Origin of the sequence: Streptomyces sp. NPDC057900, from assembly GCF_042887885.1 — a bacterium.
GTDB lineage: Bacteria > Actinomycetota > Actinomycetes > Streptomycetales > Streptomycetaceae > Streptomyces.
Genome location: NZ_JBHVOI010000002.1, coordinates 552,861 through 572,341 on the forward strand (window position 1 = coordinate 552,861; position 19,481 = coordinate 572,341).

A 19,481-nucleotide genomic window follows, 5' to 3' on the forward strand; every position below is an offset into this window, starting at 1 on the left:
CTCATCGTCGAACGAAGGGAAATGCGGGGGTAGGGGTGAAGCGGGGATCAGGCGAAGACGACGGTGTGGGCGTGCAGCGTGTCGAAGTGCTCGCGGACGCTGGCGATCCGCCCGTCCCGCACGGTGAACACCGCCAGGCAGTGCTGGTCGTACCGCCCACCCGCTCGGGCCTGCGCCCGGGTCTTCCACTCCGCCAGGACGCGCTCGCCCTCCGCGATCACCCCGACGAACTCGAACTCCATTGATTCCGGCACCAGTCGCTCCACCATCCGGGCCACGAACGAGCCGAAGATCTCGTCCGGCCCGGTCCAGGTGCCCGACAGGGGCAGGTCACCGGCGAGCGTCCAGGTGGCCTCGGGGTCGAAGAAGGCGCGCAGCCGGTCCAGGTCGCCCGTGGCGAGCGCGTCCAGGTAGTCGAGGACGATGGCCTTGGCGGTGGGCTGGGTTTCCGCGGTGTCGCTCATGGTTCGTACGGCCTTTCCTGTGGTTTCTCACCGGTGTTGCTCCGACTCCTGAAGGCTATGGAGGGGCGGTACCAGCAGGGAAAGACCTGTTCTCGATCACGTCAGAACCGTTCGGCATCACCGCTGTTCAGAGCGGCTCGTATGCTGCTGTGCATGTCAGATCTCCGACGCCTTCGCTACTTCCTGGCCGTGGCCGAGGAACGCAACTTCACCCGTGCCGCGGAGCGGCTGCACATCGCCCAGCCGGCGCTGAGCAGGCAGATACGCGAACTGGAGAAGGAACTGGGCGTCCGGCTCCTCGACCGGAACACCCACTCCGTCGAACCCACGGAAGCGGGACGCGTGTTGTCCGAGCGGGGCGCCGCGCTCTGCGAGGAGGCCGACCGGCTCTGGCGCGACGTGCGCGGGTTCGCCGGGGGCGAGCACGGCACGCTGGCCCTCGGGTACAGCATGAGTACGAGTTACGAGACGGCTCCCGCACTCCTCTCCGCGCTGGCCGAACGCCTGCCGGACCTCACGACCACCACGCGTCTGCTGTCCACCGCCGAGATCCTGGCCGGTGTCGCCGACGGCACGCTGGACGCGGGCCTGGTGCGCTGCCCGCCGCCCACCCCGGAACTCGTCCGCACCCTCCTGCGGCTGGAGCCGCAGGGCGTCCTGATGGCGGCGGACCACCGGCTCGCGTCCGACCCCGCCGTCGACCCCGCCGAACTGGCGGCCGAGACGCTTCTCATCCACCCCCGCGAGGCCAACCCGGGCCACTACGACGCGATCACCGCCCTCCTCTCGCGCGCAGGCGTCAGCCCGACGCTGATGCTGCGCCCGCTGTCGTTCGACGCCGGGCACACCCCGGTGGTGCGGGGCGAGGCGGTCTCCGTGGTCGGCCGGTCGGTCGTGGCGGGTCTGCCGGCCGGTCTGGTCTGGCGGCCGTTGGCCGGTGGGGCGGCGATCGAGCTGCATCTGCTGACGAGGGGCCGGACCGAGCGCCCTGTCGTCGCGCAACTGCTCCGCACCGCCACGGAGACGGCCCGCGGCGCCGGCTGGCTGCGGTCCCCGGACCGCGCCCGCGGCTGAGGGACCGGGCGTGGTGTGATGGCGGGGTGAGCCGCGCCGCAGAAGAGTCGAACCGCCGGATGCTCCGGGCCCGCGACGCGATGGACCGCTCCTACGCGCAGCCGCTGGACGTACCCGCCCTGGCCCGTATCGCGCACGTCTCCCCGGCGCACTTCTCGCGCACGTTCCGGGCCACGTTCGGTGAGACGCCGCACCGCTACCTCCAGCGCCGCCGGGTGGAGCGCGCGATGTTCCTGCTGCGGGAGACCGGGCACAGCGTGACGGACATCTGCTTCGAGGTCGGCTTCGGCAGCACCGGCACCTTCAGCCGTACGTTCGGCGCGATCGTCGGCCGCTCACCGAGGGCGTACCGCAAGGAGTCCGTGCCGACGGGCGTACCCACGTGCTTCACGATGGCCTGGACGAGGCCCAGCGAATGAGCAGTTCCGGATAAGTTTTCCCGGCCCCGCGCCCGTAGCGTTGAGCACATGTTCAACGCGATCACACACTCACAGATCTACGTCCTCGACCAGGACCAGGCCCTCGACTTCTACGTCGGCAAGCTCGGTCTGGAGGTCGCCGCCGATGTCGACATGGGCTTCATGCGCTGGCTCGCCGTCAGCGTCCCCGGCCACCCCGAGCGCCAGATCCTGCTGGAGCGGCCGGGCGCCCCCGCGATGTCCGAGGAGACCGCGGAGCAGGTACGCGAGCTGGTGACCAAGGGCGCGATGGGCGGCTGGCTCATCCTCACCACGGACGACTGCCGCAAGACGTACGAGACGCTGCTGGCCAAGGGCGTCGAGTTCACCGAGGAGCCCACAGACCGCGACTACGGAATCGACTGCGGCCTGCGCGACCCCTTCGGCAACCGTCTCCGCTTCACTCAGCTGAAGACCGGCTGACGGCAGGCCGCGGGCGGGGCGGGCGGCTCAGGCCAGGATCGGGACGAGCCCCAGCCCGAAGACGGCGTAGAACAGCGCCGCCATGGCCAGCCGCCCGGGGGTGAGCCGGTGGGCGCGCATCGTCAGCAGCAGGTAGACGATCGCGGCCATGGTGATCAGCCCGGACCAGAGCAGGGCGCCGTCGAACTTCCAGCTGGTGAACAGCAGCCCCAGCCCGCTGGGGACGGTCGCCTGGATCATCATGGCGCCGGAGATGTTCGCCAGCGCCAGCTGGGTCTTGCCCTGCCGGACCCAGATGATCGCGTTCATGACCTCGGGGAGCTCCGTCGCGACCGGTGACAGGAGCAGCGCGGTCACGGCGGACGAGAGCCCGAGCATGGGGCCGATCGCGTCGAGCTGCCTCACGAACAGCTGGGACGCGAAGAAGATGACGGCGAGGGTGGCCAGGGTCTGGACCACGACGGCCCAGGTCTCCGGGGCGGCGGACCGGGGGCGGAGCTTCAGCGGCTCCAGCTCCTCGTCCTCCCCGCCGTCGTCCCCGCTGCGGATCTCGCGCCAGAAGTAGACGGCGTACGCGGCGAAGAACAGCACGCCGAGGACCGGCTTGAAGGCGAACGCCACCAGCCCGAGCGCGACCTTGACCACGAAGATCGGCAGGAACCACGTCTGGTCCTTGGCCAGCCGCCTCATGTCCTTCTCGTCCCCGAGCGGGGCCCGTACCCCGGCACGGCCGTCCCCGCCGGCCGGGTCCGGGCCGCGCTCCCTGCGCCGCTTGAGGAACAGCATCGCGCCGGTCACGCCGTAGGCGATGGTGGACAGCGCGAGCGGGCCGCCCATCGCCGCGCCCACGCCGATGTTCTTGGCCTCCTCGTCGGCGCCCGTGGTGACCGCGACCAGCGTGACGACCGACTCGGGCAGCGCGGTGCCGAACGCGGCCAGGATCGTCCCGACCGCCATCTTCCCGACGTCGAGTCGCTGCCCCAGCCACTCCACCGCGTTGACGAACCACTCGCACGAGAGGTAGATCGCCACCGCGCACACGATGAGCAGAACAAAATGGATCACACTGACCGCCCGGCCTTCCCGCACCACGGGTTCCCGGGCTCCTGGGTCCGCGACGCCCACCCGCCAGATTCTGCACGGGACCGGCTGCCGGGAGCCGCAGTGACTCCAGCAAGTCGCTGACCTGTTTATTTCGGCGACCTTTGGGCCTGACCATGGGCCCGTGGGCCCTTCGGGTTGGGCCTCCCGCGTACATAACGTGACGGATACGCGTCACGGCTGGATCGGGGAGGCCGGACGTCTTCAGCAGTCGGTGAAGGGTTGCCCGTTGTCGGACTCACAGGGCTTGGTGGCTCGCGGGGAGCTTCCCCGGTCGCTCGGCGTGACGCGGGTGCTGCTGTACCTGATGTTCGGCCTCACGCTGCTGGGCGGCGTCGACGTGCTGAACTCGCTGCTGGAGATCGGCAGTCGCGTCACGCCGATGCTCTCTCTGATGGCCCTGTACGCGGTCGTGCCGGGCATCGCCGCCGTGATCCTGGCACGGCTCGTGTGGACCGGTGGCAAAGCGGTCTGGATCGGCCTGGTCGCGCTCCAGGTCTGGCTGCTGGCCGGCGGCATCCTCAACCTGTACGAGGGCTCGACGCGCGGGCTCAGCCAGCTGCTGCTGCCGGGCGTGCTGCTGGCCCTGGCCAGTGTGGGCGCCAGCCGGTCCTGGTTCGAACTGCCGCCGGACCAGAGGGCGGTGCGGCCTCGATGGACGCGTGAACGGTTCCGCCGGGAGGCGTTCCCGTCGATCCCGCACCTGATCACGTGGCGCCGGAACCGTGGCCAGACGTCGGTCGAGTACCTCGGCCTGATCACCCTGGTCGCGGCCATCATCGGCGTACTCCTGCTCAGCGGCACGGGGGCCCAGATCACGGGCCGTATCCAGGACGCGGTGTGCAACCTCGTCGCGAAGGACGACTGCTCGGGCGACACGGTCGCCGGGGACGACGGCGGGCAGGGCGGTGATTCCTCCGGGGGCGTTAGCGGTGGTGTAGGCGGTGCCAGTGGTGGCAGCAGCGGCGGCAGTCGCGGTGGCAGTAGTGGTGGCAGTAGTGATGGCTCGGGCGGGAGCTCGGGTGACGACAACGGTGATGACGACGGCGGTGGCGCCACAGGCGGCAGCAGCGACAGCGACAGCGGCAGTGACGGGGGCAGTGACGGGGGAGACGACTCCGATGGTGGAGTCAGCGGTGGTGTCTCCGGGGGTAACAGCGGAGGGAAGTCCGGTGGCGACAACTCCACCGGCAGCAGCGGCAATGCCTCCGGTGGGGACAGCTCCGGGGGAGACGACTCCAGCTCCAGCGGTGGCGCCAGCGGCGGAGCCAGCGGTGGCGGGGACGACGGGGGTCATTCGGGCGGCAGCACCTCCGGTGGCGACAGTGCCTCCGGTGGTGACAGTGCCTCCGGTGGTGACAGCGGTGACAGCGGTGACAGCGGTGACAGTGGTGACAGCGGCGGTGCTGCCGCAGGTGGTAGCAGTGGTGGGAAGTCCGGTGGCAACAACTCCGGGGGCAACGACTCCGGGGGCAACGACTCCAGCAGCGGTGGCGGCGACTCCGGTGGCGGCGACAGTGGCGGTAACGACTCCGGTGGCGATGATTCAAGCAGCGGCGGAGCGAGCGACGGCGGTGGTGACTCCAGCGGTGGGAACAGCGGTGGGGACAGCGGCGGCAGTGATTCCAGCAGCGGTGGCAACAGCGCTGGGGGCAGTGACTCGGGCGGCAGTGATTCCAGCAGCGGCGGCAGCGACTCCGGTGGCGGAGACTCCGGGGGCGGAGACAACAGCAGCGGTGGTGCCTCCGGAGGCTCCTCCACCGGAGGGCACTCCAGCGGCGGTCTGATCAGTGGCGGACTGATCAGCGGTGGGCTCCTCAGCGGCGGCCTGATCAGCGGCGGAATAGTCGGCGGCCGTTCGGTCAGCGGCGGCGGCAACAGTGGTGGTGGTCCGTCCGGCGGCGGCGACAGCGGCGGCAAGTCCGGCGGGACCAACTCCACTGGCGGCGACTCCGGCGGCGACTCCGGTGGCGATGAAGGCGACTGCGACGACGGCGGATCGTCGTCCGGTGGTTCGAAGGACACCGGTGGCCCGGCGAGCGCCGGTGGCGCGGCGAGCATCGGCGGGGGTCGCAGCATCGGTGGCGCGGGACCGCGTCTCATCTCGCTCTGCGACGACAGCGACGACGATGACGATGACGATGATGACGACGAGGACGACTGCCGGGACGACAACGCCGCCTACCGCAGCGGCCTGACCACCGTCGCCCCCGGCAACGGGCGCTACACGCTCGCCTCGGCCGCCGCTCCGCACCGGGCCCTCAGCAGCGGCCTGCTCGCAGACGGACGGAGGAACCCTTCGCCGGTGAAGCTGATGGCGAAGGTGTCCGGGTTCACCCTCCCCGGTGTCGACAGGTACCAGGACGTGGAGGACAGGCTCAGCAACGCGCTCGGGCTCACGGACCCGCCGCCCCCGCCGATCGAGGACGACCCGGAGCCCGAGCCCTCGGACGACTGCTCCGATGATTCGGACGACTCTGACGACTCGGACGACGACAAGTGCCCGGTGGTCGCGCCTCCCAGCCGTGAGGCCGAGCGGGGCGGTGTCCTGCGCGTGTCCGCCGTCGCCGGTGGCGGTATCCGGAACGCGGCTGACGACGACTGCGAGGACCCTCCGCCGCCCAACAAGAAGTTCGGCGACAACCAGAGCAAGGAGCAGAACCGCGCCTCGATCGACGACCTGAATCCTGGCGAAGGGTTCACCGGCGTCTGGCAGCCGGGCGGCAAGATGAGAGGAAGGCTGAGCGGTGACGCCGAGGGGGCCCTGGTCAACCGCCGTGGCGGACACGCCAAGATCAACCGGGAGGACTTCGGCAACGCCAACGACACCGTGGGCTTCGCGGCCATCAAGAAGCCGGACGGCAACCTGGAGGTGACCTTCATCTCCGGCCTGAACCTGGCGCACTTCGGGAGCCGCACCTATGTGCCGGAGGAGTACAAGAAGGAAATCATCGAGGAGTTGGCGGAGATCACCGGACTGAAGGTGGAAGAGAAGACGTGAGCGCGAACGGCAGTGGCGCCAGTGGCAACGGTGTACGGGCCGGCGGCGAGGCGCTCGTCGTCGGCGGCCTCACCGTCCCTCCCGAGCTGGCCGGACTCATCAGGGCGGGCACGTGGGTGCCACCCGCTACGGAGGTCCTGCGCCGGATCTTCGACGACGAGCCCGTGCAGCCGTGCTTCTACAGCGAGAGCGTGCTCGTACGGGAGAACCACGACTGGCACACCGAGACGGACCCCGTCTGGCTGGGGGACCCGGCCGACGAGCGGAACGAGGGGATCGTCCCGGAACGGTCGCTCTCGATCGCGGACCTCGGCCCGGACATGCCGGTCATGCTCGACTACCGGCAATCGCTCACCGACCCCCGCGTGCTGTACATGAACGACACCATCTGGGTGGAAGTGGCTGCGAACGTGCGGGAGTTCCTCACTCTCCTGTACCCGGACAAGGGGCCGGACCGGGTCGTGGTGTCAGAGGGAGATGAGCCCCGCTGATGTCTCCCGAGTGATCACAGAGCGTCGCAACTCCATGATCACCAGGACCTGCGCCCGTCCTGCAACCGGGGCCCTCACCCCCAAGCGCATCCATCCACGCCCCCGGTCAGGACGAGGCTGTCGTCAGGGTCTGCAACTCGGTTTCCGACAGGTGCAGTTCCTGCGCGGCGAAGAGCGCCGGCAGCTGCTCGACGGTGCGTGCGGAGGCGATCGGCGCGGTTACGGTCGGCTGCTGCGCGAGCCAGGCCAGCGCCACAGTGGCCATCTCCACCCCCCGCGCCGTCGCGATCTGCTCCAGCGCGTTGAGCACCTTCACGCCGCGTTCGGTGTCCGCGTAGCCACCGGCGAGTCCGGGAAAGTTGCGCACGTTCTCGATGCTCTTCCCGGGACGGTACTTGCCGGTGAGGAAGCCGGAGGCGAGTGCGAAGTACGGAACGCAGGCCAGCCCTTCGCGTTGCACGACCTCCCGCCGCGCACCCTCGTAGGAGTCGCGTGAGACGAGGTTGTACTCCGGCTGCAGAGCCACGTAGCGGGCCAGTCCTTCCCGATCGGAGAAGGCCACTGATGCGGAGAGCCGTTCGGGGCTGATGTTGGAGGTCGCGATGGCACGCACCTTGCCGGCCTTCACGAGATCGTCGAGAGCGGTGATGATCTCATCCACGGGGATGGATTCGTCCCGGTCGAAATGGGTGTAGTAGAGATCGATGTGGTCGGTACGCAGCCGCCGCAGGGACTCTTCGGCAGCGGCCTTGATGTTGGCGGGTGCAAGGCCCATGTACTTCGGGTGGTCGCCGACCTTGGTGGCGACGACCACGTCGTCGCGGTTGCGGCGGGCGGCGAGCCAGTCGCCGATGATGCTCTCGGACTGTCCCGGCTCGTTACCCTGCTCGGGAAAGTAGTTCATATAGGAGTCGGAGGTGTCGATGAAATTGCCGCCTGCGGCACGGTAGGCGTCGAGTACCGCAAACGACTGGGTTTTGTCGGCGGTCCAGCCGAAGACGTTGCCTCCCAGGCACAGGCGGGAAACGAGGAGGTCGGACGAACCGAGGGTGCGAAGTTCAGTCATGTCGAGACCAACGTGCGCCCGGTTGCCGGAAGTTCCGCGTCGGCCGCATCGCCGATTTCCGCGCACGTACTGCAGAGCGGGCAGCTGAGGGGTACCACGACGGCCCCTCGTGCGTCGAGGTGGCCGCCGCCCCCCGCCACCGTCCACGTCCGCGACTCCAAGAACCTCCCCGGCCCCGAACTCGGCTTCGCCCCGGACGCCTGGGCCGAGTTCGTCTCGTACGCGTCGACCGACTGAGCCCCGGTCCACCGCCACTGCCGTTCCCGATGGCCGTGCTCGTGCCTCCGTCAGAACCAGCCGAGCGACTGACCGGCGAAGAACGGGACGGGCACGAGCAGGGCCATCGGGAGCCAGATGCCGATCCGCCAGCGCTCCTGGCGCGGCATGAGGACGTCGACCACGACGGCCATCCCGAGGACGAAGAGGCCACTGAGCGTGGCGCCGAACACGTAGATGGGCCCGTCCTCGTACGTCTCCCTGTCGCAGCTCGCGGTGTGGACGGACGCGTGGGGCGCGCAGTCCATCGGCAGGTAGTCCCTGAAGAGCCAACGGATGCACAGGCCGGGGACGATGGCGCACAGCCCGATGCCGAGGTTGGCGGCGGCGGCGACCCACAGCTGGTTACCGGCCCGCATGGGCCGTGCGGTACCCGCACCCGCACCCACTCCGGAAGGTGCTCTCGAACTTGTTCCGGAACCCTGCATCGCTGCCCCCTCGCGGATCGGTGCTGTACTGCCCTGGATGACCGGGGACGCCCGGCCGGTTCCGTCGGCAGCGCCGCAGTGATCAACGGTTCGGTGGACCGGGTCACTGTCAGCGGGCCGGGTGGTTCCCTGCCCATACCGCAGGGGTTCGGCCCGACCACGGACTTGCCTGTTCGAGTTGGCCGGCGAGGCGGAAGAGCCGGCCTTCGAGGCCGTATCCGGCGGCGAACTGCATGCCGATCGGGAGCCCCGTCCCGGCGTCGGCCGTCACGGGTACGGACATGGCAGGTGTGCCCGCCACGTTGAACGGCATGGTGAACGGCGACAGGTCATTGATGCGCTCGATCCAGCCGAGGCCGTCCAGTGCCTCCGCGCCCTCGGCAGGGGTGCCCAGCAGCACGGGAGGCTCCGGCAGGGTCGGCGTGAGGAGGATGTCGTACGCGTCGAAGTACCGCGCCAGGCTTCGGGCCACCCGGTTCCGCATCGCGAGAGCGGTGAGGAACTGCGCGCCGCCGACCCGCTGCCCGTAGCGGTAGCCGGCGAGGGTCGTCGGCTCAAGGGTCGAGGAGTCGATGGGGCGGCCGAGGGCGGCGGCCAGCCCGTCGACCAGGGTGGTGAGGTTCACCGTCATGAGCCGGGCGTTGGCCAGGACGAATTCCTCCCAGCCGGCGCCGAGGTCGACCTCGGCCTCCTCCACCTGGTGGCCGAGGGATTCGAGCAACCGCACGGTGCGGGAGAGGGCGTCGGTCACCGGTGCGGCAGTACGGCGTCCGCCCCACGCCCGGGCGAGGACACCGATCCGCAACGAGCCCGGATGACGGGTGACCTCCTCCGCGTACGGCCGTGACGGCTGCTGGGCGAAGTAGGGGTCGCCCGGCTCCGGGCCGCGTATCTGGTCGAGCAGTACCGCACTGTCGCGCACGGTGCGGCTGACGCTGCCGTGCACGGCCAGGCCGCTGAAGACCTCGTCGACGTCGGGCCCCATGGACACCCGGCCACGGGTGGGTTTGATCCCGAAGAGGCCGTTGTAGGCGGCGGGGATACGGAGGGATCCGGCGGCATCCGTGCCATGGGCGACCGGAACCACCCCGGCGGCGACAGCGGCGGCCGCGCCGCCACTGGATCCGCCCGCGCCGCGCTCCAAGTCCCACGGGTTGCGGGTCGCGCCGTACAACGCGGATTCCGTCGAGATGCCATAGGCCATCTCCGGTGTCGCGGTGCGCCCGAACGTCACGAGGCCCGCGCGCCGGAAGCGCCGCATCAGCGAGGAGTCGGCGCCGACGACGTTACCGGCCGCCAGGCGGCTTCCCAGCTCCATCCGCCTCCCGGCCATGGCCACCGCGATGTCCTTGATCAGGAAAGGGACGCCGGCCAGTGGTGTGCCGCCGGGGACAGGTTCGTCGTCGGTCTGCCACGTCTCCACGACGGCGTTGATCCGCGGATCAACTGCCTGTACGGCCTCGCGCGCGGCCGCCTCCAGTTCGGCGGGGAGCACCTCGCCCTTGGCCACCAGCTCCGCCAGCCCGACCGCGTCGAAGCCCACGTACTCAGAAGCTCTCACTGTCACTCCCCACCAAGAAAGATACCGTTGAGTGCTGCACGATACCCAACGGTATCGGGTGGGTCTGGCTGGTACCGTGGCGAGGGTGTGAATCGCGCGATCGACCGGAGTAGTCATGGCATCGACCCGCAGCAGGCCGAGCAGAGTGGCGAAGCTGCCGCCTCGTGAGCGCATTCTCGACGCGGCCGAGGAGCTCTTCCAGAGGGAAGGGATCCGGCAGGTGGGGGTCCAGGCGATCGCCGACAAGGCCGAGACCACCAAAATGGCGATCTACCGGCACTTCGAGACCAAGGACGCGCTCGTCGCGGAGTGGCTGCGGATCGTCGCCGCGGACTATCAGGCGGCCTTCGACCGCGTGGAGACCGAATACCCCGACCGGCCCGAGGAGCAGATTCTGGGCCTGGCCCGCTTCATCGCCGAGGGGCTGCCGGCGATCTCGTACAGGGGCTGCCCGTTCATCAACTCCCTCGCCGAGCTGCCCGACCGCCTTCATCCGGCACGGCGAGTGATCGAGGACCACAAGGCCCACCAGGCCCGCAGGCTGATCGGCATGTGCACCCGGGCCCAGATGTCCGACCCCGGACAAGCCGCGGCCGAGATCACCTTCGTGCTCGAAGGGGCGCAGGTCAGCACACAGAACGGAAGCATCGATCGGACGGGAGACCGCCTGATGAAGATCGTCGAGGGAATCGTGGACCGGCACCGCTCCCGCCTCGGCACAGGTCCTCGCCGCCGCTGAAGCCCCGACCTTGCCGACCCGGCGGGCATCGGCACGCATGTGCGGCAATCCTCCGCACGCCGCCCGGGGCCCGGCGGCTCCGCGTCCGCGCCTACGCCGTCAGTTCTCGGGGAGCCGCGACGGTGCGGCCTTCAGCCCGTCCAGGGTGAGGTCGAGGAGGCGTTCGGCCTGCTCTCGTTGCTCGGGCTCGGCCGAGGTGAGGGCGATGCCTGCGAGGGCGGCGAACATGTCGGTCGGGCTGATGTCGGACCGGATCGTTCCGGCGGTGGTGTTGGCGTCCATGAGCGAGGAGAGGGCGGCCTGAATCATCTTGTGACTGTCGGCGTAGGGATTCGTTCCGGCGCTCACGACGGCTCGCAGCGCGTCGGCCATGCCGAGTTTGGCGGTGGCGTAGTCGATGAAGCGGCGAGTCCAGGCTCGTAGGGCCTCGGGCGGCGGCATCGTCTCAAGGAGGCCGGGGACGGCGTCGCACAGCCGGGCCACTTCGTTGCGGTACGCCGCCTCGATCAGGGCTTCCCTGGTCGGGAAGTTGCGGTAGAGGGTGCCGGTTCCCACGCCCGCCTCTCTGGCGATGCGCTCGAAGTGCGCATCCAGTCCTTCCTCGGTGAACACGCGCACCGCGGCGGCCAGGATCTTGTCCCGGTTCCGCTGTGCGTCAGCCCGCAGTGGGCGTTCTGCGTCCCGGGTCATCAGTGGTTCTCCCTCGTCTCCATTTGCTAAGTGGAGGTGCCGCCACTTACTGTGGACGAAGTGGCGGCGCCTCCACTTTCATTTTAGGGCACGGCCGCCCCCACCCCTCCACCGGAAGGACTGTCCACCATGCCGGGAATCGAAGGAAAAGTCGTGGCGATCACGGGTGCCAGTAGCGGCATCGGTGAGGCGACCGCGCTCCTGCTCGCCGAGCGCGGCGCGAAGATCGTCCTCGGGGCGCGCCGTCCGGAGCGTCTTGAGGTCCTGGCCGCCCGCATCGAGAAGGCCGGCGGTGAAGCCGCCTGGGTGCGCACGGACGTGACGCGACGTGAGGACCTTTCCGGCCTCGTCGAGCTGGCACGCGATCGATACGGCAAGCTCGACGTCCTCGTCAGCAATGCCGGGGTCGGTCTGATCTCCCGTCTGGACGACCTGCGCGTCGAGGACTGGGAGGAGATGATCGACGTCAACCTCAAAGGGGTCCTGTACGGGATCGCCGCAGCCCTTCCCGTCTTCCGGGAACAGGGCTTCGGACACTTCGTCAACACCGTGTCCACCGCCGGACTGCGCATCGTGCCGCTCCAATCGGTGTACGCCGGCACGAAGAACGCCGTGCGCACCATCTCCGAGGGCCTGCGCCAGGAGGCCGGTGACAGCCTGCGGGTGACCGTCGTCTCGCCCGGCGTCGTCCGTACGGACTTCGCGGAGCGCATGGATCCGGAGGTGAAGGATCAGATCGACAAGATGATGGAGGCAGGTCTTTCGCCCGATGCGGTGGCCCGCGCCATCGCCTTCGCCATCGAACAGCCGGACGGTGTCGATGTAGGCGACATCGTCGTCCGCCCCACCGCCCAGGGATAGGCCTGCGCGGCCACACGGCATGACTCATATTCCTGTGGAACTCGCGGGTGCCCCAGCTGACGTACACGGGCTGATCCCCGAGACCCTCCGGGCAAGCCTCCACTCGATGTGATCGACGGGTGGCTTCGGGCGGAGGCGTATGCCGCGCTTGAGATGCGGTACGGCCTGGTCCCGGCCCAGGCGCTCACGCCTCGGCTGGAAGTCCTCCCGACCTTAACCCGGTTCAGCGGTTGCAGCTCGAACGACGGCCCCGCGTGCGTCGAGATCGCCGCCGCCCCTGCCACCGTCCATGTCCGCGACTCCAAGAACATCCCCGGCCTCGAACTCGGCTTCACCCCGGGCGCCTGGGCCGAGTTCGTCTCGTACGCGTCGACCGACTGAGCGGTCTCCGGTCGGCGGGCCGCGCGTAGACCTGGCGGGCGCCCCGTTCGCGCAGTCGCGGGGAGGAGGCGCGGCCGGTCCAGTTCAATCTCTTAGCTGTCCTCACGAGAGTCGGGCTGCTCCAGTCCACCGGTCTCGACGATGTGGGCCAGGAAAAGTTCGATCAATTGGCTCTTCTCGGTAATGGGTACGTCCGCATCCGGAATTTCGCTTTCCATTCCCCACTCGGTATTGAACGTGATTGTATGCCCAGGCGGGATCACGCTGGTGCTTAGCCATGTCACAAAATCTGCTGCCTGCCCTGCTGTGCAGTTTTGGGCTGCAACGCCCTCGGGGGAAACCTTGGACATGCCTTCAAGTTCTTTTCCCTCAAGCGTGAATTCGAAAAACATGAAAGAGTCACCGAGCGAGTTCCCGTCGCGGGGATCTTCTACGCGAATGAATACTTCGGGATCAGCCTCAAGCAGGTGCTGCTTGAGGCGGGTGAATGTCAATCCCCATGTATCGCCTGGCGAGGGAGTGAAGATGAACAGCGTCTCCAGCTCTTCCAGATCGGAATTTTCCACTGCCAAATCTCATTTCTTCCAGCGTGGGTCGAATTGATCACGGTACGTGGCGCGCGTAACCTTTTACTTTATATGCTGCCATCATCAAGCGCCAGTATGGGACTGACTCCTGACTGTTTGTGACTGTTTCTACTCCGCGCAGCTCTGAATTTCTCGGGTCCTTCAATGCGGCGGAGTATTTTTTGAGTTCGTTCCGGTCAGGGCCATATAGAAAATCTTTCTTTCCCGTTTTATGGCTCTCGCGTAGGCTGTCGAGTGTGCGGTAGCATTTTTTCTCGTCGTTCACGTACTTCGCTTCAATTGCCATACCGTCAGTGCTGCGGACTCCATCAACCATGAGGGTGCTGTTCTTGCTCAAGCCCGGGGGGATCGGCACCTCGTACTCCGGGTAGCCCGCCACGCGCTTCTGGTAGGCCATCTCGGCAGGCTTGCCGCCGGATACGTCTCCTTGACGCAGGGAGCTCAGCCAGACGTGAAATTCCCCCGAGGCCTTTCCTGCAAGGGGTGGAAATCGGGGGTCTGGAGGAATCGGTGGGGATATGGGCTGGACTCTCGGCCCGACGGGAGGGCGGTACGCCGCCGGTATGATCAAGGGTGACCGGATCAGTGGGCCGAAGAATGGGGGCAGGGAGGGAAGGAATCCACCCCTCTCATCAGGAGGTTGGATCGTAACCCGGGACTTGGCTTTGTCCAATGCGTGCGGAATATTCCCGAGACCCGCGATACGCATATCTCCTGCGACCAGGCCGTGGAGCCCTCCATCGTGTCCCTCGCCCCCGAACATCGGCCGCTCCCAGATGAGTAGCGGGTCACCGAACAGTGGATCGTCCTCTTGCGGAATTTCCTTGAGCGCAGTGTCAATGTGATCGGCGTATGCGTCGCAAGCGTTGGCGAGCATTCTGCATGCGGCGTAGAGGTTCGAGATCAGCGTCTCATCGTCACCCACTTCGCCAGGCGGAGGAGTCTTGCCGACGAGACGCCTGAACCAGCCCTCGACTGCGTCAGCCGTCTCGCCCACCTGATCGAGCGCTGCGACCTGCCAGGCCGCTTCCGAGTCCCAGTACGCGTCTCCCATGATCTCTGAAGCGGAACGCCAACTCTTTGCGGAATTGCGCAATTTGTCCCGCTGGCCATGAAATCGTGTACTGAGCAGGTACTGATCTGTCCAACTGGTCTCGCCCACCACTTCGGGTAGGTCTTCCGCGTTATGGCTGGCCCGTGGTGTGCAGTCCGGCCCGGATGGCTGAGCGGCGATCCCTGGAGCAGTGCTCTCATTGAGCAGATTGGCTGAGATCGCGCTCTCCTGTCTCAGGAAGTCCTCAGCGCTCTTCAATAGCGCCCCCGCGCCAGTGGCCATGGCTTGGTGCGCATGACCCGCCGAGTCGAAGACGCTCTTCACCGCTGATTTGTACACTCCGGCGAATGCGCGGCCGGCATCGTCATCGCCTGCCATGCCGCCCTGCTCCTCAAGCTCGGTGAACAGCAGGCTCAGCATCTCGAAGATCAGGTCCCTCAAATTCACCAAGGACCAGGATGCGTTGACGAAGTTCTCGGTTTGATGTCGAAGATCCAATGCTCCCCCATGTGCCACGCAGACGCGTGTCGCGACCCTATGCGATACGAATTCAGTGACCACGCACGCGTGTTCGACAACGGCTGGATCTGCTGCATCGACTGCCTCCGGCTCCTGGCCGTAAACCGGCGAGGCGAGTTCGGCCGGGCCCTGACCGGGACTTCGTCACGCCGCTTCACCGAGCCGACGAAGGCGATACGGCGGGCCACCGGTCGGTGTCGGGACTGGAGACGGGTGGGGAACTCCGTCCTGTACGTCAGAGCGGGCGGTGCGGCGTTCGTCTCCGCGCTGAACGCGGTCGCCGTCGTTGCCGGAGCCGTGGCGGTGGTCGTGGCGCGGGTGGTCGTGCTGCTGGTGCGAGGACCGCGTCGTGTCCGCCCGGCTTCTGGAAGCCCGGTGCCGGAGGCGGCACGCGTGGCGTAGTCGCGGCGCGGCCTCCGGCGATGCGAGGCCCTGGATCGTCGGATGGGCTCGATGTCGCCGACGTGGGCGTGAAATGCCGGGTCCTTCTGCGACTATGCGAGGAACATAAGCGAATGTCCATGAAGGGACCGATATGTGCGGGATCGTCGGATACGTCGGTGGGCAGTCGGCGCAGGACGTCGTCGTCGCGGGTCTCAAGCGGCTGGAGTACCGGGGGTACGACTCCGCCGGGATCGCCGTCCTCGCTGATGGCGGGCTGGCCGCCGCGAAGCGGGCCGGGAAGCTGGTCAATCTGGAGAAGCTGCTGGTCGAGCGGCCGCTGCCGGCCGGGAGCGCCGGGATCGGCCACACCCGGTGGGCCACGCACGGCGGGCCCACCGACGCCAACGCCCACCCGCACCTGGACAACGCCGGACGCGTCGCCGTCGTGCACAACGGGATCATCGAGAACTTCGCCGCCCTGCGGTCCGAGCTGACCGGGCGCGGCCACGAGCTGGCGTCCGAGACCGATACCGAGGTCGTCGCGCACCTCCTCGCGGAGGAGTACGCGGGCAGCGAGGACCCGGCCGGGGCGATGCGGCAGGTCTGCCGGAGGCTGGAAGGGGCGTTCACGCTCGTCGCGGTGTTCGCGGACGCGCCCGATGTGGTGGTCGGGGCCCGGCGGAACTCGCCGCTCGTGGTGGGGGTGGGGGAGGGCGAGGCGTTCCTGGCCTCCGACGTCGCCGCGTTCATCGCGCACACCCGGTCCGCGATCGAGCTGGGCCAGGACCAGGTGGTGGAGCTGAGCCGGGAGGGGGTCGTCGTCACCGGGTTCGACGGGCGGCCCGCCGAGGTGCTGCCGTACCACGTGGACTGGGACGCGTCCGCCGCGGAGAAGGGCGGCTACCCCTCCTTCATGCTCAAGGAGATCGCCGAGCAGCCGAAGGCCGTCACCGACACCCTCCTCGGCCGGATCGACCCCGAGGGCACCCTGCACCTCGACGAGGTGCGGATCACCCGGGCGGAGCTGCGCGAGGTCGACAAGGTGGTGATCGTCGCCTGCGGGACCGCGTTCCACGCCGGGATGATCGCCAAGTACGCCATCGAGCACTGGACCCGGATCCCCTGCGAGACCGAGCTGGCCAGCGAGTTCCGCTACCGGGACCCGATCCTGGACCAGCGCACGCTCGTCGTCGCGATCTCGCAGTCCGGCGAGACGATGGACACCCTGATGGCGGTGCGGCACGCCCGCGAGCAGGGCGCGAAGGTCCTCGCCATCTGCAACACCAACGGGTCCACCATCCCGCGCGAGTCCGACGCCGTCCTGTACACGCACGCCGGGCCCGAGGTCGCCGTCGCCTCGACCAAGGCGTTCCTCACCCAGCTCGTCGCCTGCTACCTCGTCGCGCTGTACCTCGGCCAGGTCCGGGGGACCAAGTGGGGCGACGAGATCCGCACCGTCATCCGCCAGCTCTCCGAGATCTCCTGCGAGGTGCGGCGGGTCCTGGGGACCATGGAGCCGGTGCGCGCGCTGGCGCGTTCGCTGGCGGGCCACGACACGGTGCTCTTCCTCGGCCGGCACGTCGGCTACCCGGTCGCCCTGGAAGGCGCGTTGAAGCTCAAGGAACTCGCGTACATGCACGCGGAGGGGTTCGCCGCCGGGGAGCTGAAGCACGGGCCGATCGCGCTGATCGAGGACGGCGTCCCGGTCGTCGTGGTGGTGCCCTCACCGCGCGGACGCTCCGTGCTGCACGGCAAGATCGTTTCGAACATCCAGGAGATCCGGGCCCGTGGCGCGCTCACCGTCGTCATCGCGGAGGAGGGCGACGAGGCGGTCGTCCCGTACGCCGACCACCTCATCCGGATTCCCGCAACGCCTACGCTGCTTCAGCCGCTGGTCGCCACCGTTCCGCTCCAGGTCTTCGCCTGCGAGCTGGCGACGGCCCGGGGCAACGAAGTGGACCAGCCGCGCAATCTGGCGAAGTCCGTCACCGTGGAGTGAGCCGTGAACGAGCAGTGAGGGTACGTACGTGATCATCGGGGTCGGTATCGACGTGGCGGAGATCGAGCGGTTCGACGAGGCGCTGGAGCGCACCCCGAGGATGGCTCAACGCCTCTTCCTGGAGAACGAGTTGCTGCTGCCGGACGGTGAGCGGCGCGGAATCGCCTCGCTGGCCGCCCGGTTCGCCGCGAAGGAGGCGCTCGCCAAGGCGCTCGGCGCGCCCGCCGGGCTGCTCTGGACGGACGCCGAGGTGTACGTCGAGGAGAGCGGGCAGCCCCGGCTGCGGGTGAGCGGCACGGTCGCCGCCCGCGCCGCCGAACTGGGCGTACGGCAGTGGCACGTGTCGCTCAGCCACGACGCGGGGGTGGCGTCCGCCGTGGTGATCGCGGAGGGCTGAGCCGGGCGCGTGACGGCGTGGCGGGCGTTTTCTGCGTACGTTGGAGCCATGCGTACCGCGTACAGCGTCTCGACCGTACGGGCCGCCGAACAGGCCCTCATGACACGGCTCCCCGAGGGCGCGCTGATGCAGCGCGCCGCCGCGGGGCTCGCCGCCGTCTGCACCGACCTGCTGCGGCGCGGCGGCCGGGTGTACGGGTCCCGCGTCGTCCTCCTGGTCGGCAGCGGCGACAACGGCGGCGACGCGCTGTACGCGGGCGCCCGGCTCGCCCGGCGCGGGGCCGGTGTGCTCGCCGTGCGGGTCTCGCCCGGCCGGGCCCACGAGGGCGGGAGCGAGGCGCTGCGCGCGGCGGGCGGCCGGGTGGTGGACGGGCTCGACGTCCCCGCGACGAGCAGGCACCGGGACTGGGCGGGCCGCGTGGACCTCGTCGTCGACGCCGTCACCGGCATCGGCGGGCGCGGCGGACTGCGGCCCGGCGCCGCCGCGCTCGTGGCCCGGTACACGGCGCACGACGCGCCCGTCGTCGCCGTAGACCTGCCCAGCGGCGTCGAGGCGGACACCGGTGAGGTGCTCGGCGACGCGGTCCGCGCCGACGCGACCGTCACCTTCGGGGCCTACAAGCCGGGGCTCCTCATCGACCCGGCCGCGGAACGGGCCGGGGCGCTGCACCTCGTCGACATCGGGCTCGGCGCCGAACTGCCCGCCGTACCGGAGCTGGAGGCGCTCCAGTACGCGGACGTGGCCGCGCTGCTGCCCGTACCGGACGCCGAGAGCGACAAGTACCGGCGCGGCGTCGTCGGCATCGCCGCCGGCTCCGCGCGCTACCCGGGCGCGGCCGTGCTGGCCGTCTCCGGGGCGCTGCGCGGCGGCGCCGGGGCGGTGCGGTACGTCGGCCCCGGCGCGGACGCGGTCATCGCGCGGCATCCCGAGACCCTGGTCCACGCGGGCCCGCCGTCGAAGGCGGGGCGGGTGCAGGCCTGGGTCGTGGGACCGGGGCTGGGTGACGGGACGTACGCGGAGGAGGCCGTCTCCGACGTGCTGGCCGCGGACGTGCCGGTGCTGGTCGACGCGGACGGGCTGCGGCTGCTGGACGCCGACGTGGTCCGGGCGCGCACCGCGCCCACCGTCCTCACCCCGCACGCCGGGGAGGCCGCGGCCCTGCTCGGCGTCCCGCGCGAGGAGGTCGAGGCGGGGCGGCTCGCCGCCGTACGCGAACTCGCCTCCCGGTTCCGCGCCACCGTCCTGCTCAAGGGCTCGACGACGCTGATCGCCACCGACGATCCCGGCACCCCCGTGCGGGTCAACCCGACCGGCACCTCCTGGCTCGCCACGGCGGGCAGCGGCGACGTGCTCTCCGGCCTGACCGGCTCGCTGCTCGCCGCCGGTCTCGCCCCCCGCGACGCCGCGTCCGCCGGCGCCCACCTCCACGGCCTCGCGGCCCGGCACGCCTCCGACGGCTCCCCGGTCGCCGCCCAGGACGTCGCGGAGGCGATCCGGGCGGCCTGGCGGGACGTACGGGCCTGAGCG

Annotated in this window: 20 protein-coding genes and 1 pseudogene; 13 read left to right on the forward strand and 8 right to left on the reverse strand. The window is 69.2% G+C overall.

Features of this window, described 5'->3' with window-relative positions; translation table 11 throughout:
- Positions 1-47: 47 nt before the first annotated feature.
- Positions 48-464 (reverse strand): nuclear transport factor 2 family protein, encoded by a 417-nt coding sequence (locus tag ACFVQ0_RS09845; protein WP_390086291.1) that lies wholly within the window; start codon positions 462-464, stop codon positions 48-50.
- Positions 465-617: 153 nt separating this feature from the next.
- Between ACFVQ0_RS09845 and ACFVQ0_RS09850 the strand changes: the two genes are divergently transcribed.
- The 3 genes from ACFVQ0_RS09850 to ACFVQ0_RS09860 are packed head-to-tail and all read left to right on the forward strand — an operon-like array spanning position 618 to position 2,419.
- Positions 618-1,538 carry a LysR substrate-binding domain-containing protein gene (locus tag ACFVQ0_RS09850; RefSeq protein WP_390086293.1) on the forward strand — a complete coding sequence of 307 codons (921 nt, stop codon included), beginning with the start codon at positions 618-620 and terminating at the stop codon, positions 1,536-1,538.
- 26 nt (positions 1,539-1,564) lie between these two features.
- Positions 1,565-1,957 (forward strand): helix-turn-helix domain-containing protein, encoded by a 393-nt coding sequence (locus ACFVQ0_RS09855; RefSeq protein ID WP_390086295.1) that lies wholly within the window; start codon positions 1,565-1,567, stop codon positions 1,955-1,957.
- A 48-nt stretch (positions 1,958-2,005) separates the two neighbouring features.
- A complete protein-coding gene (locus ACFVQ0_RS09860) occupies positions 2,006-2,419 on the forward strand; it encodes a VOC family protein (RefSeq protein WP_390086297.1) in 414 nt (137 codons plus the stop codon).
- 27 nt (positions 2,420-2,446) lie between these two features.
- On the opposite strand, the gene ACFVQ0_RS09865 is transcribed toward ACFVQ0_RS09860, so the two are convergent.
- Entirely contained in the window at positions 2,447-3,484 is a 1,038-nt protein-coding gene (locus tag ACFVQ0_RS09865; RefSeq protein WP_390086299.1) for a sodium:calcium antiporter, read from the reverse strand.
- 265 nt (positions 3,485-3,749) lie between these two features.
- Between ACFVQ0_RS09865 and ACFVQ0_RS09870 the strand changes: the two genes are divergently transcribed.
- Together ACFVQ0_RS09870 and ACFVQ0_RS09875 are read left to right on the forward strand one after the other, a co-directional pair.
- Positions 3,750-6,521, forward strand: coding sequence for a hypothetical protein (locus tag ACFVQ0_RS09870; RefSeq protein ID WP_390086301.1), 2,772 nt, complete (start codon positions 3,750-3,752; stop codon positions 6,519-6,521).
- Entirely contained in the window at positions 6,518-7,012 is a 495-nt protein-coding gene (locus tag ACFVQ0_RS09875; RefSeq protein WP_390086303.1) for a hypothetical protein, read from the forward strand. Before ACFVQ0_RS09870 ends, ACFVQ0_RS09875 begins: the two co-directional genes overlap by 4 nt.
- Positions 7,013-7,118: 106 nt before the next feature.
- On the opposite strand, the gene ACFVQ0_RS09880 is transcribed toward ACFVQ0_RS09875, so the two are convergent.
- Positions 7,119-8,078, reverse strand: coding sequence for an aldo/keto reductase (locus tag ACFVQ0_RS09880; protein WP_390086305.1), 960 nt, complete (start codon positions 8,076-8,078; stop codon positions 7,119-7,121).
- Positions 8,079-8,125: 47 nt separating this feature from the next.
- Between ACFVQ0_RS09880 and ACFVQ0_RS09885 the strand changes: the two are divergent.
- A pseudogene (locus tag ACFVQ0_RS09885) lies at positions 8,126-8,315 on the forward strand (DUF397 domain-containing protein).
- Positions 8,316-8,365: 50 nt separating this feature from the next.
- Here the strand turns inward: ACFVQ0_RS09885 and ACFVQ0_RS09890 are convergent.
- Both ACFVQ0_RS09890 and ACFVQ0_RS09895 read right to left on the reverse strand, forming a co-directional pair.
- Positions 8,366-8,713 (reverse strand): hypothetical protein, encoded by a 348-nt coding sequence (locus ACFVQ0_RS09890; RefSeq protein ID WP_390086307.1) that lies wholly within the window; start codon positions 8,711-8,713, stop codon positions 8,366-8,368.
- 178 nt (positions 8,714-8,891) lie between these two features.
- Complete coding sequence (locus tag ACFVQ0_RS09895; protein ID WP_390086309.1) at positions 8,892-10,343, reverse strand: amidase; 1,452 nt, start codon at positions 10,341-10,343, stop codon at positions 8,892-8,894.
- 115 nt (positions 10,344-10,458) lie between these two features.
- Between ACFVQ0_RS09895 and ACFVQ0_RS09900 the strand changes: the two genes are divergently transcribed.
- Positions 10,459-11,082 carry a TetR/AcrR family transcriptional regulator gene (locus ACFVQ0_RS09900; RefSeq protein WP_390086311.1) on the forward strand — a complete coding sequence of 208 codons (624 nt, stop codon included), beginning with the start codon at positions 10,459-10,461 and terminating at the stop codon, positions 11,080-11,082.
- Between the two features lie 99 nt (positions 11,083-11,181).
- Here ACFVQ0_RS09900 and ACFVQ0_RS09905 read toward each other — a convergent pair whose 3' ends face one another.
- Positions 11,182-11,772, reverse strand: coding sequence for a TetR/AcrR family transcriptional regulator (locus ACFVQ0_RS09905; RefSeq protein ID WP_390086314.1), 591 nt, complete (start codon positions 11,770-11,772; stop codon positions 11,182-11,184).
- 129 nt (positions 11,773-11,901) lie between these two features.
- On the opposite strand from ACFVQ0_RS09905, the gene ACFVQ0_RS09910 reads away from it, so the two are divergent.
- On the forward strand, positions 11,902-12,633 hold the full coding sequence (locus tag ACFVQ0_RS09910; RefSeq protein WP_390086316.1) for an SDR family oxidoreductase: 732 nt from the start codon (positions 11,902-11,904) through the stop codon (positions 12,631-12,633).
- Positions 12,634-12,786: 153 nt separating this feature from the next.
- Positions 12,787-13,014: a DUF397 domain-containing protein gene (locus tag ACFVQ0_RS09915; protein WP_390087743.1), complete on the forward strand. Its 228-nt coding sequence runs from the start codon at positions 12,787-12,789 to the stop codon at positions 13,012-13,014.
- A gap of 92 nt (positions 13,015-13,106) precedes the next feature.
- On the opposite strand, the gene ACFVQ0_RS09920 is transcribed toward ACFVQ0_RS09915, so the two are convergent.
- A complete protein-coding gene (locus ACFVQ0_RS09920) occupies positions 13,107-13,580 on the reverse strand; it encodes a hypothetical protein (protein WP_390086318.1) in 474 nt (157 codons plus the stop codon).
- A gap of 37 nt (positions 13,581-13,617) precedes the next feature.
- Positions 13,618-15,153, reverse strand: a complete 1,536-nt coding sequence (locus tag ACFVQ0_RS09925; RefSeq protein WP_390086320.1) for a restriction endonuclease fold toxin-2 domain-containing protein — start codon at positions 15,151-15,153, stop codon at positions 13,618-13,620.
- A gap of 234 nt (positions 15,154-15,387) precedes the next feature.
- Here ACFVQ0_RS09925 and ACFVQ0_RS09930 point away from each other — a divergent pair, with 234 nt between their 5' ends.
- From ACFVQ0_RS09930 to ACFVQ0_RS09945, 4 genes are all read left to right on the forward strand, one after another.
- A complete protein-coding gene (locus ACFVQ0_RS09930) occupies positions 15,388-15,576 on the forward strand; it encodes a hypothetical protein (RefSeq protein WP_390086322.1) in 189 nt (62 codons plus the stop codon).
- A 133-nt stretch (positions 15,577-15,709) separates the two neighbouring features.
- Positions 15,710-17,557: a glutamine--fructose-6-phosphate transaminase (isomerizing) gene (gene glmS / locus ACFVQ0_RS09935; RefSeq protein WP_390086324.1), complete on the forward strand. Its 1,848-nt coding sequence runs from the start codon at positions 15,710-15,712 to the stop codon at positions 17,555-17,557.
- Between the two features lie 28 nt (positions 17,558-17,585).
- Positions 17,586-17,954, forward strand: coding sequence for a holo-ACP synthase (locus tag ACFVQ0_RS09940; protein ID WP_390086326.1), 369 nt, complete (start codon positions 17,586-17,588; stop codon positions 17,952-17,954).
- 48 nt (positions 17,955-18,002) lie between these two features.
- Positions 18,003-19,478 carry an NAD(P)H-hydrate dehydratase gene (locus tag ACFVQ0_RS09945; RefSeq protein WP_390086328.1) on the forward strand — a complete coding sequence of 492 codons (1,476 nt, stop codon included), beginning with the start codon at positions 18,003-18,005 and terminating at the stop codon, positions 19,476-19,478.
- The last annotated feature ends 3 nt before the right edge of the window (positions 19,479-19,481 follow it).

Coding starts and splice junctions, on each gene's coding strand:
- ACFVQ0_RS09910 (WP_390086316.1), top strand. CDS start 11,902: ATGCCGGGAATCGAAGGAAAAGTCGTGGCGATCACGGGTGCCAGTAGC.
- ACFVQ0_RS09915 (WP_390087743.1), top strand. CDS start 12,787: ATGCGGTACGGCCTGGTCCCGGCCCAGGCGCTCACGCCTCGGCTGGAA.
- ACFVQ0_RS09945 (WP_390086328.1), top strand. CDS start 18,003: ATGCGTACCGCGTACAGCGTCTCGACCGTACGGGCCGCCGAACAGGCC.
- ACFVQ0_RS09880 (WP_390086305.1), bottom strand. CDS start 8,078: ATGACTGAACTTCGCACCCTCGGTTCGTCCGACCTCCTCGTTTCCCGC.
- ACFVQ0_RS09850 (WP_390086293.1), top strand. CDS start 618: ATGTCAGATCTCCGACGCCTTCGCTACTTCCTGGCCGTGGCCGAGGAA.
- glmS (WP_390086324.1), top strand. CDS start 15,710: ATGTGCGGGATCGTCGGATACGTCGGTGGGCAGTCGGCGCAGGACGTC.
- ACFVQ0_RS09900 (WP_390086311.1), top strand. CDS start 10,459: ATGGCATCGACCCGCAGCAGGCCGAGCAGAGTGGCGAAGCTGCCGCCT.
- ACFVQ0_RS09890 (WP_390086307.1), bottom strand. CDS start 8,713: ATGCGGGCCGGTAACCAGCTGTGGGTCGCCGCCGCCGCCAACCTCGGC.
- ACFVQ0_RS09905 (WP_390086314.1), bottom strand. CDS start 11,772: ATGACCCGGGACGCAGAACGCCCACTGCGGGCTGACGCACAGCGGAAC.
- ACFVQ0_RS09860 (WP_390086297.1), top strand. CDS start 2,006: ATGTTCAACGCGATCACACACTCACAGATCTACGTCCTCGACCAGGAC.
- ACFVQ0_RS09845 (WP_390086291.1), bottom strand. CDS start 464: ATGAGCGACACCGCGGAAACCCAGCCCACCGCCAAGGCCATCGTCCTC.